The 21344-nt window shown below is 66.8% G+C and carries 25 protein-coding genes; 12 read left to right on the forward strand and 13 right to left on the reverse strand.

The features are described 5' to 3' along the window. Positions 1-121: 121 nt before the first annotated feature. The gene (locus tag ACR65J_RS11800; RefSeq protein ID WP_440168962.1) at positions 122-484 is read right to left on the reverse strand and encodes a DUF7793 family protein; all 363 of its coding nucleotides are present in this window, start codon (positions 482-484) and stop codon (positions 122-124) included. Between the two features lie 119 nt (positions 485-603). Continuing rightward, on the reverse strand, positions 604-987 hold the full coding sequence (locus ACR65J_RS11805; RefSeq protein WP_440168965.1) for a hypothetical protein: 384 nt from the start codon (positions 985-987) through the stop codon (positions 604-606). Positions 988-1184: 197 nt separating this feature from the next. On the opposite strand from ACR65J_RS11805, the gene ACR65J_RS11810 reads away from it, so the two are divergent. The 3 genes from ACR65J_RS11810 (at position 1185) to ACR65J_RS11820 (ending at position 3998) form a co-directional block, all read left to right on the forward strand. Beyond that, positions 1185-2192, forward strand: a complete 1008-nt coding sequence (locus tag ACR65J_RS11810) for an MIP/aquaporin family protein (protein WP_440168967.1) — start codon at positions 1185-1187, stop codon at positions 2190-2192. Between the two features lie 187 nt (positions 2193-2379). After that, a complete protein-coding gene (locus ACR65J_RS11815; protein WP_440168969.1) occupies positions 2380-3135 on the forward strand; it encodes a TetR/AcrR family transcriptional regulator C-terminal domain-containing protein in 756 nt (251 codons plus the stop codon). 110 nt (positions 3136-3245) lie between these two features. After that, positions 3246-3998: an AfsR/SARP family transcriptional regulator gene (locus ACR65J_RS11820; RefSeq protein WP_440168971.1), complete on the forward strand. Its 753-nt coding sequence runs from the start codon at positions 3246-3248 to the stop codon at positions 3996-3998. On the opposite strand, the gene ACR65J_RS11825 is transcribed toward ACR65J_RS11820, so the two are convergent. Beyond that, positions 3930-4142: a hypothetical protein gene (locus tag ACR65J_RS11825; protein ID WP_440168973.1), complete on the reverse strand. Its 213-nt coding sequence runs from the start codon at positions 4140-4142 to the stop codon at positions 3930-3932. The two genes, ACR65J_RS11820 and ACR65J_RS11825, sit on opposite strands and share 69 nt — an antisense overlap. A 185-nt stretch (positions 4143-4327) precedes the next feature. Between ACR65J_RS11825 and ACR65J_RS11830 the strand changes: the two genes are divergently transcribed. Next, positions 4328-5740 carry a sigma-54-dependent transcriptional regulator gene (locus tag ACR65J_RS11830; RefSeq protein WP_440168975.1) on the forward strand — a complete coding sequence of 471 codons (1413 nt, stop codon included), beginning with the start codon at positions 4328-4330 and terminating at the stop codon, positions 5738-5740. A gap of 52 nt (positions 5741-5792) precedes the next feature. Here the strand turns inward: ACR65J_RS11830 and ACR65J_RS11835 are convergent, their stop codons facing one another. After that, entirely contained in the window at positions 5793-6089 is a 297-nt protein-coding gene (locus ACR65J_RS11835; protein ID WP_440168978.1) for a carboxypeptidase-like regulatory domain-containing protein, read from the reverse strand. A 257-nt stretch (positions 6090-6346) separates the two neighbouring features. On the opposite strand from ACR65J_RS11835, the gene ACR65J_RS11840 reads away from it, so the two are divergent. The 5 genes from ACR65J_RS11840 to ACR65J_RS11860 all read left to right on the forward strand — a co-directional run bounded on the left by ACR65J_RS11840 (position 6347) and on the right by ACR65J_RS11860 (position 8835). Continuing rightward, positions 6347-6589: a hypothetical protein gene (locus tag ACR65J_RS11840; RefSeq protein WP_440168980.1), complete on the forward strand. Its 243-nt coding sequence runs from the start codon at positions 6347-6349 to the stop codon at positions 6587-6589. 66 nt (positions 6590-6655) lie between these two features. Then, positions 6656-6928: a hypothetical protein gene (locus ACR65J_RS11845; RefSeq protein ID WP_440168983.1), complete on the forward strand. Its 273-nt coding sequence runs from the start codon at positions 6656-6658 to the stop codon at positions 6926-6928. Between the two features lie 170 nt (positions 6929-7098). After that, a complete protein-coding gene (locus tag ACR65J_RS11850) occupies positions 7099-8160 on the forward strand; it encodes a hypothetical protein (protein ID WP_440168985.1) in 1062 nt (353 codons plus the stop codon). An 82-nt stretch (positions 8161-8242) separates the two neighbouring features. Continuing rightward, positions 8243-8488: a hypothetical protein gene (locus tag ACR65J_RS11855; RefSeq protein WP_440168988.1), complete on the forward strand. Its 246-nt coding sequence runs from the start codon at positions 8243-8245 to the stop codon at positions 8486-8488. Further along, positions 8488-8835 (forward strand): DUF1036 domain-containing protein, encoded by a 348-nt coding sequence (locus tag ACR65J_RS11860; protein ID WP_440168990.1) that lies wholly within the window; start codon positions 8488-8490, stop codon positions 8833-8835. Before ACR65J_RS11855 ends, ACR65J_RS11860 begins: the two co-directional genes overlap by 1 nt. 69 nt (positions 8836-8904) lie before the next feature. Here ACR65J_RS11860 and ACR65J_RS11865 read toward each other — a convergent pair whose 3' ends face one another. The 9 genes from ACR65J_RS11865 to ACR65J_RS11905 all read right to left on the reverse strand — a co-directional run bounded on the left by ACR65J_RS11865 (position 8905) and on the right by ACR65J_RS11905 (position 18540). After that, positions 8905-9483 (reverse strand): hypothetical protein, encoded by a 579-nt coding sequence (locus ACR65J_RS11865; RefSeq protein WP_440168992.1) that lies wholly within the window; start codon positions 9481-9483, stop codon positions 8905-8907. 41 nt (positions 9484-9524) lie between these two features. Beyond that, the gene (locus tag ACR65J_RS11870; RefSeq protein ID WP_440168994.1) at positions 9525-10307 is read right to left on the reverse strand and encodes an amidohydrolase family protein; all 783 of its coding nucleotides are present in this window, start codon (positions 10305-10307) and stop codon (positions 9525-9527) included. Further along, positions 10307-11380 carry an aminotransferase class I/II-fold pyridoxal phosphate-dependent enzyme gene (locus ACR65J_RS11875; RefSeq protein ID WP_440168997.1) on the reverse strand — a complete coding sequence of 358 codons (1074 nt, stop codon included), beginning with the start codon at positions 11378-11380 and terminating at the stop codon, positions 10307-10309. Before ACR65J_RS11875 ends, ACR65J_RS11870 begins: the two co-directional genes overlap by 1 nt. 28 nt (positions 11381-11408) lie before the next feature. After that, positions 11409-13007, reverse strand: a complete 1599-nt coding sequence (locus ACR65J_RS11880) for a hypothetical protein (RefSeq protein ID WP_440168999.1) — start codon at positions 13005-13007, stop codon at positions 11409-11411. Positions 13008-13009: 2 nt separating this feature from the next. Then, positions 13010-14335 (reverse strand): hypothetical protein, encoded by a 1326-nt coding sequence (locus ACR65J_RS11885; protein ID WP_440169002.1) that lies wholly within the window; start codon positions 14333-14335, stop codon positions 13010-13012. Positions 14336-14365: 30 nt separating this feature from the next. Further along, on the reverse strand, positions 14366-15148 hold the full coding sequence (locus tag ACR65J_RS11890) for a hypothetical protein (RefSeq protein ID WP_440169005.1): 783 nt from the start codon (positions 15146-15148) through the stop codon (positions 14366-14368). A gap of 34 nt (positions 15149-15182) precedes the next feature. Further along, entirely contained in the window at positions 15183-15911 is a 729-nt protein-coding gene (locus ACR65J_RS11895) for a hypothetical protein (protein WP_440169007.1), read from the reverse strand. Positions 15912-16189: 278 nt separating this feature from the next. Then, entirely contained in the window at positions 16190-17473 is a 1284-nt protein-coding gene (locus ACR65J_RS11900; protein WP_440169011.1) for an RNA polymerase factor sigma-54, read from the reverse strand. Between the two features lie 47 nt (positions 17474-17520). Further along, positions 17521-18540 carry a hypothetical protein gene (locus ACR65J_RS11905; RefSeq protein ID WP_440169014.1) on the reverse strand — a complete coding sequence of 340 codons (1020 nt, stop codon included), beginning with the start codon at positions 18538-18540 and terminating at the stop codon, positions 17521-17523. A 519-nt stretch (positions 18541-19059) separates the two neighbouring features. Here ACR65J_RS11905 and paaA point away from each other — a divergent pair. Genes paaA through paaC form a run of 3 tightly spaced genes read left to right on the forward strand, consistent with a single transcriptional unit; the run spans position 19060 to position 21340 of the window. After that, positions 19060-20052: a 1,2-phenylacetyl-CoA epoxidase subunit PaaA gene (gene paaA / locus ACR65J_RS11910; protein ID WP_440169016.1), complete on the forward strand. Its 993-nt coding sequence runs from the start codon at positions 19060-19062 to the stop codon at positions 20050-20052. After that, positions 20049-20426 carry a 1,2-phenylacetyl-CoA epoxidase subunit PaaB gene (gene paaB / locus ACR65J_RS11915; RefSeq protein WP_255173088.1) on the forward strand — a complete coding sequence of 126 codons (378 nt, stop codon included), beginning with the start codon at positions 20049-20051 and terminating at the stop codon, positions 20424-20426. Before paaA ends, paaB begins: the two co-directional genes overlap by 4 nt. Then, the gene (gene paaC / locus ACR65J_RS11920) at positions 20423-21340 is read left to right on the forward strand and encodes a 1,2-phenylacetyl-CoA epoxidase subunit PaaC (RefSeq protein WP_440169019.1); all 918 of its coding nucleotides are present in this window, start codon (positions 20423-20425) and stop codon (positions 21338-21340) included. Before paaB ends, paaC begins: the two co-directional genes overlap by 4 nt. The last annotated feature ends 4 nt before the right edge of the window (positions 21341-21344 follow it).

Genomic DNA, 21344 nt, shown 5'->3' on the forward strand with positions numbered 1-21344 from the left:
ACATGCCTCTGTGGGACCTGTAACCGATGGCCGTCCCAGCAGGGCCCGAATTAGCACCAACTTAGCCCCGTCAGTGCCGGTCAACAAGGAAAAGTTGCTCCCCGCGGACAGGGCGGAGCACTTACGGCAGAAGCGAATCGTCCGCCAGCCACGCCATTGCCTCGTCCATGGATATGAAGAACCGGGTGGGGTGCGCCGGCTTGTGCCGCCCCATATAGAAGTCGGCAATGGTCTGGTCCACGGGGGAGGTGCCCACGACGGCCGCGCGCGTCAGCGGCCAGGTGCCGGCGAAGGCCTTCAGGGCGCCCTGGTCAATCCACGCCAGGCCCGTCATCTCGACCAGCAGCGGCAGGGTCCGTCCCGCACTGAGGACCCGGGCGCGTTTCATCAGCGCCCGCGCGTCGCGCTCGGTGACCACGTCCCCGTGCCCCCATTTCAGGTGCAGAAGTTCCCCGGAGAGCTCGATGGTTCCGGTGACATCCATGCCTACTACTTTGCTGGTGCTTCGCCGCCCACGGCAATACGGAGCGGAAACGCACGACGGCGGCACGCGCCAAAGCGGCCTGCCCACCTTGTGCAGGTGGGCAGGCCGCTCGGCCGGAGCTAGTGTTCGGCGCGCGCGCCCGGCTCACCGCCCGGCTTGCGCGCGGGATCCACGGTGCCGCCCTTTCCGTAATCGCCTTCCGGGTACCGGCCGGTCTCGGAGGCGGCGGTCCGGCCGGATACCGGACCGGCCTCACCGTAATCGGCCTTGACATAGCGTCCGGCTCCCACGGTCCTGTCGCCCAGGGGTTCGGGCAGTGCGCCTTCGCTGCCCGCCGGACCGTAGTCCCCTTCGATGTACTGGCCCTCTTCGTCCTCGGCATGGCGGCCGCGCTGGGCCCCGGCTTTGCCAAAGTTGCCTTCGACGTACCGTCCACGCAGGTCGCGCTCCTCGGGCGTCTCGTCCGGGCTGGGGGTGTTTTCGATATTGCCGTTGTCGTTCATGATCTTGCCTTTCGAACGAACTCCACGTCTCCATGCCGCGGTCCGGACCCTGTCGGGGCTGTTGCTGTTTTGGAACTATTGCTTTTCCGGCACTGTTGCCTGGGGACACTTTCGGCGTAGCATAAAAGTACACGGATTGTCAATTAGTCCGGATGAAGCCAAGGACAACAGCCAAAATCGCAAAGAAGGTACGCGCGATGAGTGATATCAGTCCGCTACGGAATGCCGTCCGCAATGGCAGCGGACTCAAACGACTGGGTGGGACCTGGGGCGAGCTCCTTGCGGAGTTCCTGGGCACCTTTGTGCTGATCTCGTTCGGCGACGGCGTGGTGGCCATGGCGGTTGCCGCGTTGCCGGGATCGGGCCGCGCCGCAACATCTACCACCATCTTCATGGCCGCGGGTGACTGGCTGCTCATTGCCTGGGGATGGGCCCTGGCCGTGGCGTTGGCCGTCTACGTGGCCGGCGGCGTCAGCGGCGCCCACATCAACCCCGCAGTGACAGTGGCGTTCGCCGTCCGCCGGAAGTTCCCCTGGCGGAAGGTGGGGCCGTACATCGTGGCGCAGGTGCTGGGTGCCTTCGCCGGAGCCGCGATGGTGTACCTGCTGTACTTCAACGCCATTGACGCCTACAACAAAGCCGTCGGAACCGGCCGTGGCGACGCGAAGGGGCTGGCCAGCTACTCCATTTTCGCCACGTTCCCCGCGCCCTACTTCAACGGCAACCCCACCGGGCCGCTGATTGACCAGATTGTGGGCACGGCGTTCCTGGTCATCTTCGTCGTGGCCATCATCGACATGCGGAACACAGCCGTCCAGGCCAACCTGGGCCCGTTCATGATCGGGCTTGCGGTCGCGGCCATCGGCATCTCCCTCGGCGCCAACGCCGGCTACGCCATCAACCCTGCCCGCGACTTCGGACCGCGGCTTTTCGCCTGGCTGGCCGGATGGGGCCAAACGGCGCTGCCTGGAACCGTGGACGGGGCCTTCAGCTGGTACTTCTGGGTGCCCATCGTCGGCCCGTTGGTCGGCGGTGTGATCGGTGTGCTGATCTACGACTGGTTCATCGGGGACGTCCTCAATGCCCGGGCCCGGCTGCAGGAATCCACGCCTCCGGGCCGTGCCGGCGGTGAAACGCCTCCGGCCACCGAGGCCGAGACGTCAGTTCCGGAGACCCGGGCCGCCCCGAAGCGGAGGGCCGCATAACCGGCAGGCGTCAGGCGCGGGCACCGCAGCATGAAAGTGCGACGGCGGCCCGCGCCTTTCGTGAGCGGGCAGAAACGTACGATGCCGGTCTCTACGCCGTAGACTTTACGCGTAGACTAAGTAATCAGGAAGCTTATGCAGTCGGGGTTCCCTTGGGCTTGGCATTACGCAACAGAATGGTTCCACCATGGCTTCTCCAGAACATAAGTCCGGCAGCGCATCCTCCCCAAAAACCCGTCTGAGCAGGGAGGTTGTCCTCAACGCTGCGCTTGGACTGGTGGACGCCGAAGGTTTGGAGGCACTCACCATGCGCCGGCTGGGTCAGGAGCTGGGGCGGGATCCGATGAGCCTTTACCGCTACGCCGACAACCGCGCCGCCCTGTTGGACGGCGTCGCTGAAACTGTGCTGAACGAACTGGCGATCTTCCCCGATGACCCGGACTGGCAGGCGCAGCTGCGCAAGATTGCGCACGACCTCCGCCTCCTGGCGCTCCGGCACCCGAATGTTGTCCCGCTGCTGGTCACCCGGCCACTGTCCACACCGCTGGGCCTGCGCCCCCTGGGCACCCTGCGGCCCCTTGAGCAGATCCTGGCGCTTCTGATAGAAGCCGGTTTCACCCCTGCTGACGCGCTTCATGTCTACCGGGCTTACTACGGTTTCCTCTACGGCCACATCCTGAATGAACTCCAGGAATACATCGTGGACCCGGAGGAAAACGAAGCCATCCTCCGCCTCGGCCTGCACCGGCTGCCGGCAAAGGACTTCCCGCACCTCCGCGCACTGGGGCCCGTCCTGGCCGATTACGACGGTGACCTCGAGCTCGACCAGGGGCTGAGCATCCTGCTCACGGGCCTCGCCGCCCAGCTTTCCGGACCCCGACCAAGGGCCACGGAGGTGCAGGCTGCGGGAGCTTTTGAGAGCGCGCCCTCCCAAGCCGATTAGGGGCCTCCTCGCATTGACATTCATTTTCAAGCTGAGGATCCTCATTTCTACGTAATTCAGGTACTTCAACCCGGCTGAGGTGTCCCGTGGGCGGTGGTGGCTGTGGACATGTGGAATTGGACCTGCTCCGGTTTTGGCAACTGCGCCGCGACGGAGAAATTGTCCACGTCGCCGCCCGCCAGCAGCGGCTGATCGCCGCGCTTGCCGTCCGCGGCCCCAGGGTGCGGAGCTACGTTGCCGGGCTCCTTTGGCCCGACTGCCCCGAGCCCAGGGCCCTGGAGAGCCTCCGGGTCAGCGTCCACCTGGTCACGCGCCAGGTTCCCGGGATGCTGGCCAAGGATGGGTCCGTGCTTGCCCTGGACCCGTCGGTGCAGGTGGACCTTTACCGCGTGCGGGCCCTGCTCCACGAAGGCCCGGCAGGGAACGGGAAAGCCAAAAACGCCCTGCTGGACCTGCGGGACGCCGAGTTGCTGCCCGGCTGGTATGAGGACTGGGTGCTGTTCGAACAAAGCCGGCTGCACCAGGACCGGCTGCGCGCCCTGACGCTCCTGGCAGGCTCACTGCTGTCGGCGGGCGACTGCGAGGGCGCTGCGGAAGCGGCGGGTGCGGCCCTGGAAATCGAACCCCTCTACGAGAGCGCCGTGCGCGCACTGGTTACCGCGGAGTTAACAATGGGGAACCCAGTCTCCGCACTGCACGCCTACGACAACTACACAAACGCCCTGCGCACGGACATGGGCGTCCTTCCCTCCGACACCCTCAACAAACTCATCGACGCCATACAGGTGGGGTCTTCACCCGTCCTGGGCCGCCAGCCAGCGGCGCACAGTGTGGAGGACTTCCTCCCGGTCCACCGTGGATAGGCTGCCGTGCTGCCCGGCCCCCTCGCTGTACGTGACACGCGCGCGGAACCCGTGTTCGCCGTCGGGCTCACTCCAGGTGCGGATCACCAGGGTGCCGCCGCTGCCGGGGACCCCGGGCCCGTCGGGGACAATGTGGTCGATCATGTTGTTTTCTGGCTCCTCTTCCGTTGACCCTGATCATGCGCGAAAGACCATCAGCAACCCGCGGTTTTTCCTGAAAGATTGGCGCAAGATCCGCTGACTGAGCGGCAGTAACGGGGCTGTAACGCCGGGAATGGTCAGCTTCGTGGCGCAGGCGAAGTGCCGGCAGCGGAACTGCGAGGGGCTCTATGCCGTGGGTGATGGACCTCAGTGGCCGGCAGGCCTGGGCCAGTGAGGCCATCGAAACCCTCCGTGCCGCGCACGTCCCCCTCCAGCCGGCAGATGCACCTGAGACTGCCGCCACCGCCGGCATCATCTTTGCCGGGACGCAGTCCCAGGAGCTGGTCTCGGCCCTGGGCCTGGCGGAGTATGGCCGCTGCAGGGTGCTGGTGTTCGGCCCGCCGGACGGAAGGTTGAAACCGTGGCCGGTGCTTGAGGCGGGTGCGGCCGAATGTATGGCCTGGCGCGGCCAGGTGGCGCCGGTGGCGGCGTGGCTGCAGCGGATCGAGGACGTGGAAGCGGTCATCGACTCCGTTCCGGTCCGGGACAAGCTGGCGGGGCAAAGCCCGGCGCTGCGGTCCGCGCTCCGGGACTTGGTGGTGGCCGCGAAGTTCGGGAACGCCCCCATCCTGATCCAGGGTGAGACGGGGACCGGCAAGGAGCTGGCGGCCCGGGTGGCCCACGCGGTCAGCAGCCAGCGCGGCAACCTGGTGGTGGTGGACTGCACCACCATTGTTCCCACGCTGATGGGCAGCGAGTTGTTCGGCCACGAACGCGGTGCCTTCACGGGCGCGGTGAGCGTGCGGACCGGCGCGTGCTCCGGTGCCGACCAGGGCTCGCTGTTCCTCGACGAGGTGGGCGAGCTGCCCCTGGAACTCCAGCCTGAACTGCTCCGCGTGGTCCAGGAAGGCACCTACAAAAGGGTGGGCGGCGACAGGTGGCTGCACAGCAAGTTCCGGCTGATCTGTGCCACCAACCGCGACCTGGCACATGAAGTCGCCGCCGGCAGTTTCCGCACGGACCTGTATCACCGGATCGCGGCGTCCGTGGTCACCATGCCGCCGCTGCGGAACCGGCTGGAGGACATCCTGTGCCTGTTCGCCCGGTTTTGCCGGGAGGCCACCGGTGCCCGCACCGATCCGGAGGTGGATCCGGCTGTCCAGGACGTCCTGCTCCGGCGCGGCTACCCCGGTAACCTGCGCGATTTGCGGCAGCTGGCCTTCCGCATCGCCGCGCGCCACGTCGGGCCGGGGGCCATCACCCCCGGCGACCTTCCCCGCGAGGACAGGCCCCAGGCAGGCCGCCAGGCCGCGGGCCAGGTCCAGAACGCGTACGACGACGGCCCGGCCGGCGCCGTCGATCCACTTGCCGTCGATCCACTCGCCGTCGATCCGCTCGCCAGAGCGGTGGCCTGGGCAGTGGACGCGGGCCTTGGGCTGCGGGAGATCAAGGAACGCGCGGCGGAGGCGGCCGTGGCGGTGGCGGTGGAGCGGAGCGGCGGCAACGTCCATTCGGCCGCCACCATGCTGGGGCTCACGGACCGTGCCGTCCAGCAGCGGCAGGCCCGCAGGACGGACACCGATGGTCCTCAAACCCGGTGAGACACCCCGTCTGCCACTGCAGGGCAGTTGGTGCATTGCGGGAACTTCCACGTCAGCGGACGCCTGAATCGAATGCCACTTTCACCTCGGTGAAGGACCCTGCCTTGATGACAACATCCTGCGGCGGAGCGGACGGCATCGGAGCCCCGGACAGGTTAGCGGCTTGAAGTTCGTATGTCCCCGCCGGAAGCTCTAGCCTGAACTCTCCCTGGTCGTTGCTTGTAGCCTCACGGACCGTTGTTCCTGAGCGGTCCTTGACGGTGATGCGGGCCGGCAGGGGAATGTCGGGACAGGGCGTGGAGGCCATCATTTCCGGGCATCCGGCATCGACAGTGACGTGTCCGTTCATCCCAGACCTCGCAGGGGGCGTCGCACAGGAAACGGATGTTCCTGCGAGGCACACCGCGACAACCACGGACTCAAAGAAGCGGAGCAGAACGCCCATATTGCAAGAACGCTCGTTCCCCGGCACAAGTTCCTCCCCTTTGCCCCGCCACCCCGAATCTGGGCTCGCCATTGCTTGCTCTGACCCAGTAACGCGCCAGTAACGCCGGCATATCTTTAATGGTCTGCGACGCCATTCTTCATTTTGGAAAGGGGCAGGGCATGAAAAGGAAGCTGAGGACAATCTTCTGGTGGGAGGCGGCCGGGGCCATAGCCAGTGCAGTTCTTTTCATCATCACGCTTTTCAACCGCGAATGGATTGAAATCGTCTTTGGAGTGGAACCGGATGGAGGCAACGGAACCATGGAATGGGCTGTCGTCGTCGTCTTGGCTGCGCTCACGTTGCTGTCGCTGACGCTGGTTGGCCGTGAATGGCGGCGTTCGGTCGTTCGGGAGGCGACTTAGTCCTGCGTCCAGCTACACACCTGTCGACCTTAATCAGTTGTCTATTAGTAGTAGAAGGGAGCCGTGATGAGCGAGACAGCAGAGTCCCCCGCTCCACAAGGCTCAGAGCAGTCCAGGCGGGTTGAACTTTCCGGCCCAACCTTCCAGCCTGAGGAGGGCGGTCCCCGGGAGGAACAACACCTGCCCGACCTGGACCAGCGGCAGGAGGCGATCCGCACGGAACGACGCGCGGCAGGCCCGGAGTCAACAAACCAGGACCAACAGGAAGTGCTCGAAAACGAGGCGCCGCGCAACGATGACGAGCCTGAAACTGATCCAGCAGAAAGTTCCCAGGAGTAGCCATGTCTCCCGTCTCGATCTTGTCCAACATCTCACTGGGCGACGGGCCCACAAGCAACAACACTTCAACTGTGGGCGAACCGACAGCCGCGGTGGCGGGCAACCACATGTTCGTCACCGGGAACTGGTACGCAAGCCAAAGTACCGACGGCGGCACGAACTGGAAGCACGTGGATCCCTTCACCGCGTTGCCCTCGGCCGCAGGGGGTTTCTGCTGTGATCAGGTCGTTCTGTACGACGCCCGGCGCAGACTCTGGATCTGGATCCTTCAGTACACCCGCCGCAATGGAGCGAACGTTTTCCGGCTGGCCGCCGTCCACGACAGCGATTTCGGCAACCCGGGGGCATGGTACTGGTGGGATATTGCGCCGACAACGGTGGACGGCTCGTGGACACAGCTGTGGTTTGACTACCCCGATGCAGCAATGACCGCAGACAACCTGCTCGTCACGTTCAACGTCTTCAACAATGTCGGCGCTGGGCAATGGCAGCGGGCCGTCGTCATGCGCTTTCCACTGGCCACCATCGACAATCGTGGCACGCTGATTTTCAACTCCTGGTCGACCACCCAGAACGGTTCCATCCGGCTCACGCAGGGTGCCAGCGGAACCATGTACTTCGCCAGCCACAATTCAACGCAGCAGGTACGCCTGTTTTCGTGGGCAGACGGGCAGAACGCGGTCAACTGGTGGGACATCAACGTCGCCGCATCCAGCGACGCGATTTCGTCCAATGCCCCCAATAATGTGAACTGGCTGGCCCGGACCGACCGGCGGATCACCGGCGCCTGCATAGGCAACGGCACCATCAGTCTCATGTGGACCTCCGGCAGCGGATCGAACCGTCCGCACCCCTACTGCAGGGTCGTGCAAATCGCAGAGGCCTCCAAGCAGGTCACGGCCCAGCCTGACATCTGGAGTTCCACCCGGTCCTGGGCATATCCGGCGGCTTGCACCAACAGTGCCGGGGTGCTCGGGTTCACGGCGTTCTACGGCGGGGAAGACCGCAACCCGGGACACATCGTCGGAGTCCGTGACGCCAACGGAACCTGGAGCACCGCTTACAGCAAGCTGGGAAGCCACTCACCCGATGATCCTAAATGGGGCGACTACCTATCCTGCCGCCGGCACGCCCCCTCCGCCGAAACATGGGTTGCCTCCGGATACACCCTCGAAGGCGGCGCGACCCGCACCGACATTCTTCCCCGAATTGTTCGGTTTTCAAGAGTGTGACTGGCCGTACCCGAGGGGTTGTGGTTCTGTCGCGAAGGCTTCCAGTGCTTGGGCTGAAGATCGGAGAAGGGAAGGTGACACGGTGAGTGGACATCGGAGCGAATGGACGCCCCAGCAAGTGCAGGAAAACCTTGGCGAGGCCAACGAAAACCTGCCTGAAGCACGGACCACCGACAGGTTTCCGGTGGCCGGCACGGCGAGTGGAATGGATTTGCGGGCAGGCGAGCATCCGTACGAGGAGGATACGGCCGGAGCCGCAGGGCAAGGCAACGACCTCCGGATGCCACCCGACCCGCCCCGGCACACCACCGAACAGGCCGGTCGCTAATGGGCCTCTACTTCAACAACGGCACCGGGGACACCCTCTTCGTGGCCTACGCATACCACTCTCCCGGTTGCGAGGGCGGCACGGACTGGTCAAAGAAGGGCTGGTACCGCATCACGCCCGGTGGAACCGCAAAGGTCCTCACCGGGTGGGCCGGGCCCGGGAAGTACTTCGTCTTCGCCGAGAACGAGTTCCGCACCAGGGCCTGGTCCGGCCCATTTTTCACACAGTTACCCTCAAGGGCGTTCGACTGGTGCTGGCAAACCGGAAGTACGGACAGCCGGACACTTGGTCTCGCGAAATTCGAGGTCGGGTGGGGAATCCTGGATCACACCGTGCGCTTGACCTGACCACCCTGTGAGACTGCGAAAGGGCAGCGGCAGGGCCTCAGGACGGACTCCGCCGGCACCTAAATCCAGCTAAAGCCCGTGGCTCAGCTCGTCCGCCACCTCGTGCCAGTACCCGTCACCGGTCTCCTCGGCCAGTTCCCGGAACAGGTCCCCAAGTTCGCGCCAGAGCACGTCCGGCCCCTTCCGTCCCGGAACCCGGCCGCGGTAGTTGGCGCGCTTATAGACCCTGCCGAACTGCTGGCGGACAAGGTCTTCCACGGCGAGCCCGAACATGTCCGGTTGCTTGTCCGGCGACGGAAACGGAATGAATTTTGCCAGCTGGACCGGCGGCAGCTCGCGGCGGGACTTCACCAGGTCCTTCGTGGCCGGAAGCCGGTCATCCCTGGTGCTCTTTGCCACCAGCCGGTCCCCGGCGATTTCGTGGGCAAAGATGCGCACCTGGCTGGGCGCCGGCCCGGGAGGCCAGGGCCGGTAGGTAATCAACCACACGGATTCCCGTCGGGGCTCCTTGCCCGACATCCACGCCGGCCGGCCCGTCCTGCTGCCAGGCCTCGCCCGGCGGGCCGCCTCGCTCTGCCGGAGGTAGGCGCGCAGCTGGTTGAGGCCGCCCCTGATCGCCGGCCCGTTGTCCGGTTTTATCTCGGCCATTCCCGGGGCCCTGATCGGCTCCGGACCCATAGCCGGCACATTCACAGCCATGCCTTCTTCCTCCTGTCATGTCCCGTAGTGGTGCAACAGCGCCTGCTTCGCGCCGGTCCCGTCAGTCGAAGGACGTTGCCGCCCAAAACGAGGGCCCTGTCAGTCGTCGGCAGCTCCAACGCGAAGATCTTGGCGAGCTCGGGCGCGGGGTGCAGGTACGGCCCGTCGCTGCCGAACAGCACCTTGCGCGATCCCGCCCGGGCCACGGCCTCCTCCAGCAGGTCGAAGTACCGCACCCCTGAGGTGTCCGTGAAGATGTTGGGAACCCGGACCAGCACATCGGTCAGCCGTTTCTGGGCCCGCCAGTCGTCGTTAAAGGACGACAAATGCGGCACAATCCAGGCGACAGCCGGGTGCCGCCCGGCCAGATGGCACACCCGCTGCACATCCCCGCCGGGGTCAAAAAGCACCGGCATCCGGTGGCGTTCCGCGGTGAGCGCCACCTCATCCGTTGCGGGCCCATCGGACCAGTGCACCTTGATCCCGCAGGCGCCGCGCGCATGGGCGGCCGCCACCATGGCATCCACCCGACCGCGGTCGGCCACGGGATTGACGAAAACGTACCACAGCCACCCGCCGGGCTCCCTCGCGGCCAGCTGGGCCACGGCCCGGTTGGCTTCCGCGTAGCTGCCCACCGGCGCGGCCATCAGCACGCCCCGGAAAATTCCGACGGCGGCAGCCCGCTTCCGCCACAGCGCAAAGGATGCGGCGGGGCCGGCCGGGCCCAGCGGGACACCCGCGGTTCCGAGATGGACGTGCGAGTCCACGATCATCAGGCCGCCCGCCTGTCCCGCGTCACCGCGGCAAGTGCCTGCACCAGCCGGTCCAGGTCGGCCTGGGTGTGGTCGGCCCGCACCACGGCGGACAACAAGGCACCCGGCCGGCAGCGGGGCAGCTGCACCAGCACCTGCACACCCTGGGTGGCAAGCGCGGTGCGCCAGCGGCGGGCCAAGGGCAGGGAGCCGACCCGGGTTCCGACAATGGGAAAGGGAAGCCCCATCGGCGGAAGGCCCAGATCAGCGAACGCCGTCCGCAGCCAGAGGGTCAGCCGCCACAGCCGCCGCCGCAGCCGGGGGAGGCCGCTGCTGCGGAGGGCCCCGATTCCCGCGGCAAGGTCCGCCGCCGACGGCGGGCTGCTGTGCATCCGGTTCCCGCCGTTGCGGGCCACCGTCCCGACCGTGGTGCTGTCGCCCGTGATCACCGTGACCGGCGTGCCGTAGGCCTTGGCCAGCGAACCAAGCCACAGCAGCCGGTCGTGGGACAAGCCCAGCCACCGTGCCGTGCCGGTACCGTCCCCGAAGCCGCCCGGGCCACCGGATGTCCGGCCCAGGACGCCGAAGGCCAGGGAGTCATCAACGATCACCTGGCCCCCGCTCTGCCCGGCGATGGCCTGCAACTCAGCCAGGGGCGCGGGCCGGCCGCACCCCTGGCACCAGCCGTCCGTCAACACCCAGGTCCTGGAAGGCTCCGTCCTGTTTGGACGCACGACGGCGGGTGGCCGGAAGTGCGGGTACGTCACCACCCGCACGCCCCGGGAGAGCGAGGCCCGGCACGCCCACTGGGACAGCGGGTAGGCGCCCTCATCCACCAGGAGCACATCCCCGGGGCGGGGGAGTGACTGCAGTACATCCATCATTCCGTGCAGCGCCGACCTGGCCACCAGACCGCCGTCGGCCTGCTGTTGCGCGGCAACCAGGGATGCCAGCTCCGCGGCGGCGGGCAGCTCCCGGAGCGCGGCGGGCACTCCGGTGGTGAACTCCGCCCAGGGGGCCAGCGTGGCGCTGGAGTGGTGCTGGCCCAGGAACAGTGCGGAGGTGAAGTCCGCCCCGCCCGGCAACCTAGACATCTCCTGACCTACATGACCCGGCCATCTCCTAGTACCGGACCAGCTTCCGGGCCAACCGGCGCTGCAGCAAAGTGGACGGCATGGTGGTGTCAACGCGTTCGCTGAGGTCTACGCCGGTGACGGCCCGGTAGGCATGGGTGTAGCGCTGGACTGAGGGCTTCCACTTGAGTGCCCAGTTCTCTGCATCGTCGCCTTCCATGTCGGATTCATTCCAGCGTCCGTGGCGCACGGATAGAAGGAGTTGCTCGCCGTGAACAGCCAAGTCGTAGAAGTGCGTGATACTCGCGTCGGACCAGCCTTGGACGGTCTTCATGGTGTCCACCCGGTCCATCCAGTCCTCGTCATACGGAACCATGGTGCGGCCGCCGAGGAACTCACGCATTTCCGGCTGGGCCAGCAACCACTGCACTTCCATGGTTTCGATGCGGGCTGTCACCGACATATCGGCGAATTGGTTGTTAGCGCCGTTCGCAAGAACCAAGTGAAGCTCCCGCAAGCTGCTGAGCAGTGGAAAGGCGTCAGCATCCACGGTTTTGTCGTTGTGCTCCTTATAGAAGTAATGGCAATCGTGCAGGAGACTATGGAAAGCCCTGAGGAACTGTGTCCTGCGCTCCACCAGCAGTTCGGCGGGCGGAATCGCGCGTCCGATCAGCTGCAGACCGTACTGGTACTCGTATTCGGCCGCGCGCCGGCGTAGAGACAAACGGTCTTTTTCCGCTTCAGCAAGTCCCCAGAGGAGTCCTCGCAGGGGTAGGAGCGGGCTAACCGCCAAGCGGTAGAGTGGGTCCCCGCCCGTTGCAACACGGCGGTTTTGAAAGCGCGCCAGGATCCTGTTCAGTGACTGGAAAAGCATGCCTTCCTCCAGCCAATACACGTAAATCAGCTCCGTAAAGGGCACGAGCCTCAAGGGATACTGGCTCCTGGCGGGAAAGCCTGGAGGGAACGGTGCTGGCTGGTCGTCGCGTTCCGAGCTGACGTATGAGCCGCGTATGGCAGCCGTCAGCCCTTCTTCGGCGTGCCAAGCCGGGTCTTTCGCAGTCCCAAGACGCCCGAATGAGCGGCCCAGTGCCGCTTCGGTGACAAATTCTGTTGCGAGACCATGCAGTGTCTCGTATGACAATGATCCGTAGCCCGGGAATCTCGTGAGGCTACGGGCCTCATATTCGGCGAACTTGACAAAGCGCTCAAACTTGACGTTTTTTGACACATTTTGGATAAAATTCCACAGATGCGCGTGCGAACTGCCGGGTGTCGCATTAGGTTCAAGGGCAACCCGGACGATTGGCGGAGCCTCGCGGCGCTGGACCCGGAAGGTGTCGAGAATTTCCCAGTTTTCCGTCACAGGGGCTGCCTTCTTGCCCGCCTCCACTTCACGAACTTTATCGAATTCAACAGTGTATTCACCGGGGTCCTGGATCAGGACCATCCGCTCGAAGCTCTCCCCTGCCGCTAGGCTCCTGGCGACAACGCCGCCTCTGCTTCCATCTATCGGGATGGGAGCGCCTCCACCCGCCGGAACGATTCGAAATTGGAATTGCCCGCCTTGCTCCGATGGCCTGAGCTGAAAACGCAGGGCAACTTCCTGCCCCGCGTAGACGGGGTCCATTGGCCGTCGAGTGAATTCCATGACTATCTCCTAATTAGTGCTGGTGTGGTGAGGTGTTGCATTGCGTTGAGGCCCAGGGGTGCGTGGCCGCCCATGTCGTCCAGGCTGCTGCGGACTGCCCACGCGGTAAGCAGGGAGGACAGCTGTGAGCTTTCGTCCTCGGCGGTGATGCGGCCGGCGGCTTTGGCCTGGCCCAGGACGGCGAACACCAGTGCGGGCCGCTGCCGGGCCATGACCCCGAAGTCGTCGCCCCAGGCCTGGTGCAGGCGAAGAAGCCGTTCGGGCCGGCGTTCCCGGGTGGGCCAGATGGTGCCCAGTTTCCGGCCCCCGGCCGCCGGTACCGGGTGGTTCATGAGCAGGGAAACCAGATCGCCGATGTGGGCCTCGCACTTGCGAATCCACGCAAGGTGCTCCGCCGGCAGCCCGGAGGACGGGTACATGGCCCGCCATACCGATGCCAGCCCGCGCCACTGGGGATGCGGATACAGGGCGTCCCCCAGCGCCGCTGAGATCAGCACCCGAAGGTAGGGCATCGGGTGGGGATCGGTGCCGCCGGGCCGGAAGACGAAGTAGCGGGGGAGGCTGACGACCGCCAGCAGGCCCACGGTGGAGGTGATGCCCACGGTGGCGACGGACCACATGTCCGCCACGATCTCGCTGATCCACAGGGACCACACATCCCAGCCGCCGTCCGGGTCCTGCTGGGCACGGCGGTCAAGTTCGGCGCGGAGGGAAGTCACCAGGTCCAACTGCGCCGCGCCCTGATGGCCCACCTCGTGGGCCAGGGAGGACGCGATCCCGCTGCCCACCATCCGCTCCCGGGGCAGCCGGATGATTCCCACGGGGTTCGGTGCGCCGCCGGGCAGGCGGGTCTTGGCCCGCCGGATCGCAGCACCCGCACCCCTGGCGAGGTAGACCACCAGCCGGGCGTCGCCGTCGTCGTCCCTTCCCTCCAGCCGCAGCGCGTCCTGGGCCAGGATGTCCAGCCCGGAAAGCCAGACGCCCGTGGAATGTTCGCTGCGCTGGGTGACTACTTCGGTGAACAGGTCGAACTGGGCCAGCACCACGTTGAACTGGAGGCGGATCAGGACGAACCGGCGCTGCTGTTCGGCAGGGCTGGCCGTCCTGCCGTCCCCGTGCAGCCAAGCCAGGAACTCGGCAACCTGGATCCGGAGCTCATGGCGGCCGGCGTGGAGGAAGCGTTCGATCAGCAGCTGGGCGTCCCGGGGCAGTGCGGCGGCGAGGACCATGGTTTCCTGCATGACGAAGGGCTTGATCTGGTCCAGCCGGGACACCAGGCCGTCCGCCTCGCTCTCGATGAGCGCGGTGCTGATGGTGTTCGTTTCCATCCCGATCGCCTGCCGTCAGCCGCCCGCTGGCTATATCCCCAGGAGGATGACGCGGCCGTCGCGGCGGATCCAGCGGCCTTCATCGGCGCCGCTCCCGGAATTGCCGTTGCCGGAATTGCCGTTGCCGTTGCCGTCCTGCTGGGTGTCCCAGCCTTCGTCCGGGGCGCCCCACACCGCACCCGAGTACTGGGTGTTGTAGATCCGGGTGCCGCCGCCGCGGTGGCCGCGGGACGGCCGCCGGGCGGCCTGGCGGGCGCGGAGCAGCGACGGGGCGTACCGGCGCGCGGCGGCGGTGGCCGCTGCGCGGGCGGCTGCGTTGGGCGGGACGGAGACGGGGGTCCGGGCGGCATTTCGGTAGGCGGCCCGGGCGAACCGGACGTAGCGGCGGGCGGCTTCTTCCTCGGCCTCTGATTCGTCCATGTTTTCGGCTTCCTCGGCCTCGAGCAGGCCGCCGGCCATGGAGCCAAGCTTGCTTCCAATGGCGGTCCCGACGCCGGGAGCCACGAAGGAGCCGATGGCACCTCCCACGATGGGCAGCGCCCTCTTGGCGACGGATTTGAGGGCACCGCCCAGGGCCTTGCCGATAGGCGACTTGATGAAACGGGAGGCGTTCTTCACCACGCTGCGGGCCAGGCTGCCCAGGAACTGGTCCAGTTCCTCCTCGGAGCTGAGGCTGAGGAGTTCCATGGCCAGCTCGTTCTCAAGGTTTTCCTCGTGGTCGGAGCCGCCCTCGTAGCCGCTGAAGTTGCCTTCGTCTTCTTCTTCCTGCGCCCACGGCGCGGCGGACTCGGTCTCGTAGTAGTTGGTGCTCATGGCAATGTCCTTCGGGTTGGTGGTGCCGGGTGGGTTAGCGTGCGTTGAGGATCACGATGTTGCGGCCGCGGCGGATCCAGCGGCCGCTGGCAGGCCGGCCGGGCTGCCTGGACTGGCCGTTCTGGCCGTTTTGGCCGGGGCGGCTGAGCAGGCCCGGCAGGTGCTGCCGGGCTGCGGCGGTGGCTGCCTGCTGTGCTGCATGGGCCGCAGGCACGCTCCTGGGCGTGGCCGCGGCGCGCTGGGCGGTGGAGGTGGCGAAGCGGACAAAGGCGCGGGCGGTTTCGAGGTCGCGGTCCTCCGGGGACAGGCCTTCCAGCTGGAGCCCGGATTCGAATTTCGTGCCGAGCCACTTGCCTACCTGGCGTCCGGCCTGGCCGCCTGCGCCGGGAACGAAGTAGTTGCCCACGGCCTGGCCCAGTTGCGGGAGGGCCTTGCGGGCGGCGGACTTGAGCACATTGCCCACCGCCTGTCCCGCCGCGCTCCCGGCGAAGTCCTTTGCCGCCGAGACCGCCTTGCGGGCCAGGTCGCCCAGGAACTGGTCCAGCTCATCCTCGTCGGTGACTTCGAGCAGTTCGGCGGCGAGGGCAAGTTCATCGGTTTCCTGGCTGTCGGCCTCGCCCCAGAGACCTCCGGCTTCGCTGGCGTCCTCGCCCTGGAAGGGTGACTGTTCGTCCTCGTAGGCGTAGCCGGACCCCTCATCCATCACCTCGCCCCAAGTGCCCTCGTCCTGGCCTTCGAACAGTGCCCTATCGATGTCGTGCATGAGTATTTCCTTTCCGGAGTTTGCAGGTGCCCGGGGAGGCACCACCGCGGAACACCGCATACCCTCTTACTGCACAATTCGTGCCAACCCGGGTGGGACGTCTGGCGGCCTGCCGCCGGGCTGGGCGGGGCGGAAATACGGGAGGCGAGGGCCTGGTCAGGAGCACGGGGCCGAACCGCCTTTCGCGGGGGCGAAAAAGACTTCGCCGGGCGACGGTGCGCCTGCCGGGCGGCGGGTGCCGGCGGTGCTGGCTTCGCCGGGCGGCGGGCGCCGGGTGCCTACGCGTCCAGCGGCAGCGAGCGCCGGTACTTGTTCACGGTCCGGCGGGCGATGGTAAAGCCGTTGCGGGCAAGTTCCGCGCGCAGCTGTTCGTCCGAGGCAGCACCGCCCGCCGCGATGGACTCCTGCAGTGCCGCCCGTGCGGCCAGGCCCTTGCCGAACAGGCACGCCAGGTCGATGACGGCACCGGAGGGCAGCCGGAGCCGCTTCCCGCTCACTGCCCTGCTCACGGTGGACGGGTGCAGTCCGATTTCCTGGGCGACGGCGGTCCGCGTCAAGGGGCGGTGCTGTCCCGCACCGTGGTCCAGGAAGTCCTTCTGGTGTGTCACGGCGCATTCGGTGATGCGGAGGAGGGCGCCGGCGCGCCGGTCGATCTGGTACAGGAGCCGCCTGGCAGCCAACTCGTGGTCCGTCAGCCATTGCTTCGCCTCGGATGCCGCGGGAAGCCCGGCGGAAAGGTCCACCACCTGGAGGCCGAACCAGGCGCTCGCGGGAACCTCCACCTCCACGGAGCCGTCGGCCCGGCGGTACAGAAACACGTCCGCCGTCGGAACCCCTGCAGCCGCGGCGCTGGTTTCCACTGCCACAAACGGCCTCAGCCGCTCCCTGACCATGGCCAGTCCGGCAAGGACCTGCTCCTCGGAAAGTCCCATGGCACGGACGACGGCGGCGGTGCTTCCCGCGGCGAGGTCCGCCAAGTGCCCGCGGACCAGGCGGGGGAGCCAGTCCGGGGCCTCGCCGGCGTCCACCAGCCCCTCCGCCTGGATGGCGAGCAGTTCCACGACGCTGGTGCAGGCGATGCCTGGCGGTCCAACGGCCCGGATCGCGCGGAGGGCCTCGTGCACCTGGTCAGGGCTCAGGCCATGCAGCAGGGCGATCTGCTCCGGCTCGCAGTCCAGGAGGCCACGGGAGGTCAGGTGCGCCAGCACGAGTTCCAGTGCGCGCCGGCAGTCCGGCCGGACTTCCACGGCGGCGTCTGCTTCCAGCGATGCGAACGGATTGACGGCCGGTTCGGGGCCATCGTGAAACGGCGAAGCTCCTGAAGTGCCCCGGCAGCGGAAGCAGGTTCCGGACGCCACATGCCGGCCGCACCCGGGGCAGGGGTGCCCCTCGGCACGTTCAAGGACAGGGTTGTCCGCCAGGGCGCGTTCGGTGGCGAGAACCACGTCCGCGTGCGTCATGGCCAGCATGCCCAGAGCCCTCAGCAGGCCGGGCAGCGCGCGCAGTTCGGGTTGCAGCCCCGCCTGCAGCTGCAGGCCCGGGCCGGGCCCTTCAGTGGCCATGACTCAGGCTAGCCGCGTGCATCGCGCGCCTCGTAGGGAAACGTTCGTCAGTTCGCCACGGTGAAGGGAACCACGGTCACCCCGGAGTTGGTCGAGCCCAGCTTGTTGTCACGGCACGATGTCCTCAGGTGCAGTTTGTGCAGCCCGTTGGGCAGCGTTCTGGTATCGATCGAGACGGGGGCGGCACCAAAGGGTTCGCGTCCGTACGGACCCGCGGCGTCCCAGAGCACGGTTCCGGGGTTGGGCGGAGCGGCGTGGAAGTCGGGGTCGATTGCGATGAACGAGTGCGTCGCCGGGAGCGAGTCGTTGGGGTGGGTGCTCAGGGCCACGGCCGGAGTCCAGACGCCTGAGACCGGGGCATCGGGGAGGGGGACGCTGCGGACCGACGCCTCGCAGTACCCGGAGTGGGTGTACCAGCCCTTGCCGCGCAGGAACGGGTACCGTGCGGCGTCGGACTTGGACTTTCCGTTCCGGATGTCCGTTTGCCAGTTGAGGCTTGCCCGCATCTCGTTGCCGTCCGGCTCCGGCACGAACGCGCGGAGGTGGATCTCCTGCAGGCCCGAATGCTTGAACACCGAGATGGGGCGGGAGAACGTCAGCCAGCGCTCGCAGGTTCCGCTGCACACGAAGTCTCCGCCGCCCGTGCCTGACGGGCCTGGGCAGGTGAAGTTGGCTGCTGCGGCCCGCAGATAGCACTTCTGGACCGCGGTTTCACTGCCGGACGTCAAGAACACCATGGAGACGTAATCGGCCGTGCCGGGATTGTCGTGGAGGATCACCCGCACGTTCACGGTCAGGTTGCCCGAACTGAGCGTTTCGCGGTCAGGGATGCACGCACCCAGATGGACGTGGCCGTTGTTGGTGATGGAGTTGCTGGCCTGGTCGACGTCGGGCATCCACCAGGCCTGGCTGTCCACGAACTGCCGGGTTTCCGCGTAGGCGGTCCCGTCGGCGGGAGGTGCGCCGATGCATGGTCCGGGCGCAGCCTGGGCGATGCCGGGGCTCAGTGTTGACAGGGCAGTGAAGGTGAACGCAAGTGCAACTAGCAGAGCCAGGAACCGTCTCATGACCATCCATCTTCCAGGTGGCCAATCCCGGTCCCAGCGCGGGGAGGCCTATGTGCGTTGTTTGGGGAAGCTGCGCGCAGGCGCTGTGACTGTCGCCGGCGCCGGAACGCCGAACCGTGGAGTGTTTCGCTGTGTGGGGCCACTGAGGCGTGGTTATTGTATGCCCCGGAACCAAGGCAAACCAGAGTTGACCGGAGTACGTGGAAACGCACGACGGCGGCCCCCTCCCAGGTGCCGGACGTGAGCGGGCGTTGGCGGAAAGGCTGCAAAACGTGATGGGGCGTTGGCGGAAAGGCTGCAAAACGTGATGGGGCGTTGGGGGAAAGGCTGCAGGATGTGAGCGGGCGTTGGTGGAAGGGCTGCAGGATGTGAGCGGGCGTTGGCGGAAGGGCTGCGGGACGTGATGGGGCGTTGAAAGAGGGCGCCACGCTTGACGCCTCCGCACGCTCCCGCATATCCTGAACGAACGGTCGGTAAATAATTCCGAGCCGCCCCAAAGGTCTTTGCATAGGAGCAACCATGGCAGCGCAGAACTTGCAGTCAGTGCCGGCTGAGCTAACCCCGGAAGAGGATGCGGCAGGCCAGGCCCACTTCGACCGGATCATCGCCGAGGACTCGCGCATCGAGCCCCGCGACTGGATGCCGGCGGCCTACCGCAAGACGCTGCTGCGCCAGGTCTCCCAGCACGCACACTCCGAGATCATCGGCATGCAGCCGGAGGCCAACTGGATTTCCCGCGCCCCCAGCCTGAAGCGCAAGGCCATCCTCATGGCCAAGGTCCAGGACGAGGCCGGCCACGGGCTCTACCTCTACTCGGCCGCCGAGACGCTGGGCCAGTCCCGGGACAAGATGATGGACGACCTCATCGCCGGCAAGGCCCGCTACTCCAGCATCTTCAATTACCCGGCCCGCACCTGGGCAGACATGGGTGCCATCGGCTGGCTGGTGGACGGCGCAGCCATCTGCAACCAGGTCCCGCTGTGCCGCGCCTCGTACGGCCCCTACGGCCGGGCCATGGTGCGCGTCTGCAAGGAAGAGTCCTTCCACCAGCGCCAGGGCTTCGAGATCCTTCTTGAGCTCTCCAACGGCACCCCCGCACAGAAGCAGATGGCCCAGGACGCCGTGAACCGCTGGTACGCCCCGGCCCTGATGATGTTCGGCCCGCCGGATGACGATTCCCCCAACTCCAAGCAGTCCATGGCCTGGAACATCAAGCGGTTCAGCAATGACGAGCTCCGCAGCCGCTTCGTGGGCATGATGGTGGAGCAGGTCAAGGTCCTGGGCCTCACCCTCCCCGATGACCAGATCCGCTTCAACGAGGACACCAAAAAGTGGGAGCACGGCCCGCTGGACTGGGACGAGTTCCACGAAGTCCTGGCCGGCCGCGGTCCCTGCAACGCCCAGCGCCTTGAGCGGCGGAGGGAAGCGCACGACGACGGCGCCTGGGTCCGCGAGGCAGCAGCCGCCTACGCAGCAAAACAGTCAAAGAAGACGAAGGAATACGCAGCATGAGCCCCCACGGCAACCCGGAAACCCCGGCCAGCTCGGCCACCGAGATCAACCGCGAAGCCCCCAAGGCCAGCCCCGCACCGGATCACCATGACCGCTCCACGTGGGGCCTCTGGGAGGTCTTCGTCCGGTCCAGCCGCGGCCTGAGCCACGTCCACGCCGGCTCCCTGCACGCCCCGGACGCCGCCATGGCCCTCCGGAACGCGCGGGACCTGTACACGCGCCGCAACGAGGGCGTCTCCATCTGGGTTGTCCCGGCGGACGCCATCGCCGCCAGCGACCCCGACTCCAAGGGCTCGTTCTTCGAGTCGCCCCAGGGCAAGGACTACCGGCATGCCACGTACTACACCAAGAGCGAAGGGGTGAAGCACCTGTGAGCACCCCCGAAGCGCCCACCACAGGCCACGGCGACATCTCCACCGGTGTAGCCGGCGGAGACAGCAACGCCTCCGCCACCCGGATCACCCCCGGCAACGCCCTCCGCCCGGAGGACATCGCGCTGGAGGTCAAGACCGGGCTGGCCAAGCCCACCGAAGACGTCGCGGAGTACGCCCTCCGCCTGGGCGATGACGCCCTGATCCTCGCGCAGCGCCTGGGCCACTGGATCTCCCGGGCCCCCGAGCTGGAAGAGGACATTGCCCTGGGCAACATCGCCCTGGACCAGCTGGGCCACGCCCGCAGCTTCCTCACCTACGCCGGTGCCGGAACGCCCAAGGAGGACGGCACCCCACAGTCAGAGGATGACCTGGCCTACTTCCGCCGCGAGCACGAGTTCCGCTCCGTCCAGCTGTTCGAGCAGCCCAACGGCGACTTCGCGGCCACCATCGCCCGCCAGTTCGTGGTGAGCTACTACCAGTACGAGCTGTACCGCCGCCTCACCGAATCCACGGACGCCACCCTGGCCGCCATCGCCGCCAAGGCCGTGAAGGAAGTGGACTACCACCGCGACCACAGCACCCAGTGGGTCCTGCGCCTTGCCGGCGGCACGGAGGAATCCCGCCAGCGGATGATCCACAGCCTCCGCACCATGTGGCCGTACGTCAACGAACTGTTCCAGGACGATGACCTGACGCGGCGCCTCGCCGAGGCGGGTGCCGCCGTCGTGCCTTCCAGCCTGCGGGAAGACTTTGACCGCCTGGTGGCGGACGTCCTGAACGAGGCCGAGCTTGAGGTCCCGGACGTGCCCGCAGCCCCCGGCGGCGGCCGGTACGGCAAGCACTCGGAGCACCTGGGCTACATCCTCGCGGAGATGCAGGTGCTGGCCCGCGAGCATCCCGGGGCCAGCTGGTGACTGC

The sequence above is a fragment of the Arthrobacter sp. SAFR-044 genome, assembly GCF_059414985.1.

Excerpts from the sequence above, each read along its gene's own strand:
- ACR65J_RS11800 (WP_440168962.1), bottom strand. The coding sequence starts at position 484 with ATGGATGTCACCGGAACCATCGAGCTCTCCGGGGAACTTCTGCACCTG.
- ACR65J_RS11805 (WP_440168965.1), bottom strand. The coding sequence starts at position 987 with ATGAACGACAACGGCAATATCGAAAACACCCCCAGCCCGGACGAGACG.
- ACR65J_RS11810 (WP_440168967.1), top strand. The coding sequence starts at position 1,185 with ATGAGTGATATCAGTCCGCTACGGAATGCCGTCCGCAATGGCAGCGGA.
- ACR65J_RS11815 (WP_440168969.1), top strand. The coding sequence starts at position 2,380 with ATGGCTTCTCCAGAACATAAGTCCGGCAGCGCATCCTCCCCAAAAACC.
- ACR65J_RS11825 (WP_440168973.1), bottom strand. The coding sequence starts at position 4,142 with ATGATCGACCACATTGTCCCCGACGGGCCCGGGGTCCCCGGCAGCGGC.
- ACR65J_RS11830 (WP_440168975.1), top strand. The coding sequence starts at position 4,328 with ATGCCGTGGGTGATGGACCTCAGTGGCCGGCAGGCCTGGGCCAGTGAG.
- ACR65J_RS11835 (WP_440168978.1), bottom strand. The coding sequence starts at position 6,089 with ATGAACGGACACGTCACTGTCGATGCCGGATGCCCGGAAATGATGGCC.
- ACR65J_RS11840 (WP_440168980.1), top strand. The coding sequence starts at position 6,347 with ATGAAAAGGAAGCTGAGGACAATCTTCTGGTGGGAGGCGGCCGGGGCC.
- ACR65J_RS11845 (WP_440168983.1), top strand. The coding sequence starts at position 6,656 with ATGAGCGAGACAGCAGAGTCCCCCGCTCCACAAGGCTCAGAGCAGTCC.
- ACR65J_RS11860 (WP_440168990.1), top strand. The coding sequence starts at position 8,488 with ATGGGCCTCTACTTCAACAACGGCACCGGGGACACCCTCTTCGTGGCC.
- ACR65J_RS11865 (WP_440168992.1), bottom strand. The coding sequence starts at position 9,483 with ATGGCCGAGATAAAACCGGACAACGGGCCGGCGATCAGGGGCGGCCTC.
- ACR65J_RS11870 (WP_440168994.1), bottom strand. The coding sequence starts at position 10,307 with ATGATCGTGGACTCGCACGTCCATCTCGGAACCGCGGGTGTCCCGCTG.
- ACR65J_RS11875 (WP_440168997.1), bottom strand. The coding sequence starts at position 11,380 with ATGTCTAGGTTGCCGGGCGGGGCGGACTTCACCTCCGCACTGTTCCTG.
- ACR65J_RS11880 (WP_440168999.1), bottom strand. The coding sequence starts at position 13,007 with ATGGAATTCACTCGACGGCCAATGGACCCCGTCTACGCGGGGCAGGAA.
- ACR65J_RS11885 (WP_440169002.1), bottom strand. The coding sequence starts at position 14,335 with ATGGAAACGAACACCATCAGCACCGCGCTCATCGAGAGCGAGGCGGAC.
- ACR65J_RS11890 (WP_440169005.1), bottom strand. The coding sequence starts at position 15,148 with ATGAGCACCAACTACTACGAGACCGAGTCCGCCGCGCCGTGGGCGCAG.
- ACR65J_RS11895 (WP_440169007.1), bottom strand. The coding sequence starts at position 15,911 with ATGCACGACATCGATAGGGCACTGTTCGAAGGCCAGGACGAGGGCACT.
- ACR65J_RS11900 (WP_440169011.1), bottom strand. The coding sequence starts at position 17,473 with ATGGCCACTGAAGGGCCCGGCCCGGGCCTGCAGCTGCAGGCGGGGCTG.
- ACR65J_RS11905 (WP_440169014.1), bottom strand. The coding sequence starts at position 18,540 with ATGAGACGGTTCCTGGCTCTGCTAGTTGCACTTGCGTTCACCTTCACT.
- paaA (WP_440169016.1), top strand. The coding sequence starts at position 19,060 with ATGGCAGCGCAGAACTTGCAGTCAGTGCCGGCTGAGCTAACCCCGGAA.
- paaB (WP_255173088.1), top strand. The coding sequence starts at position 20,049 with ATGAGCCCCCACGGCAACCCGGAAACCCCGGCCAGCTCGGCCACCGAG.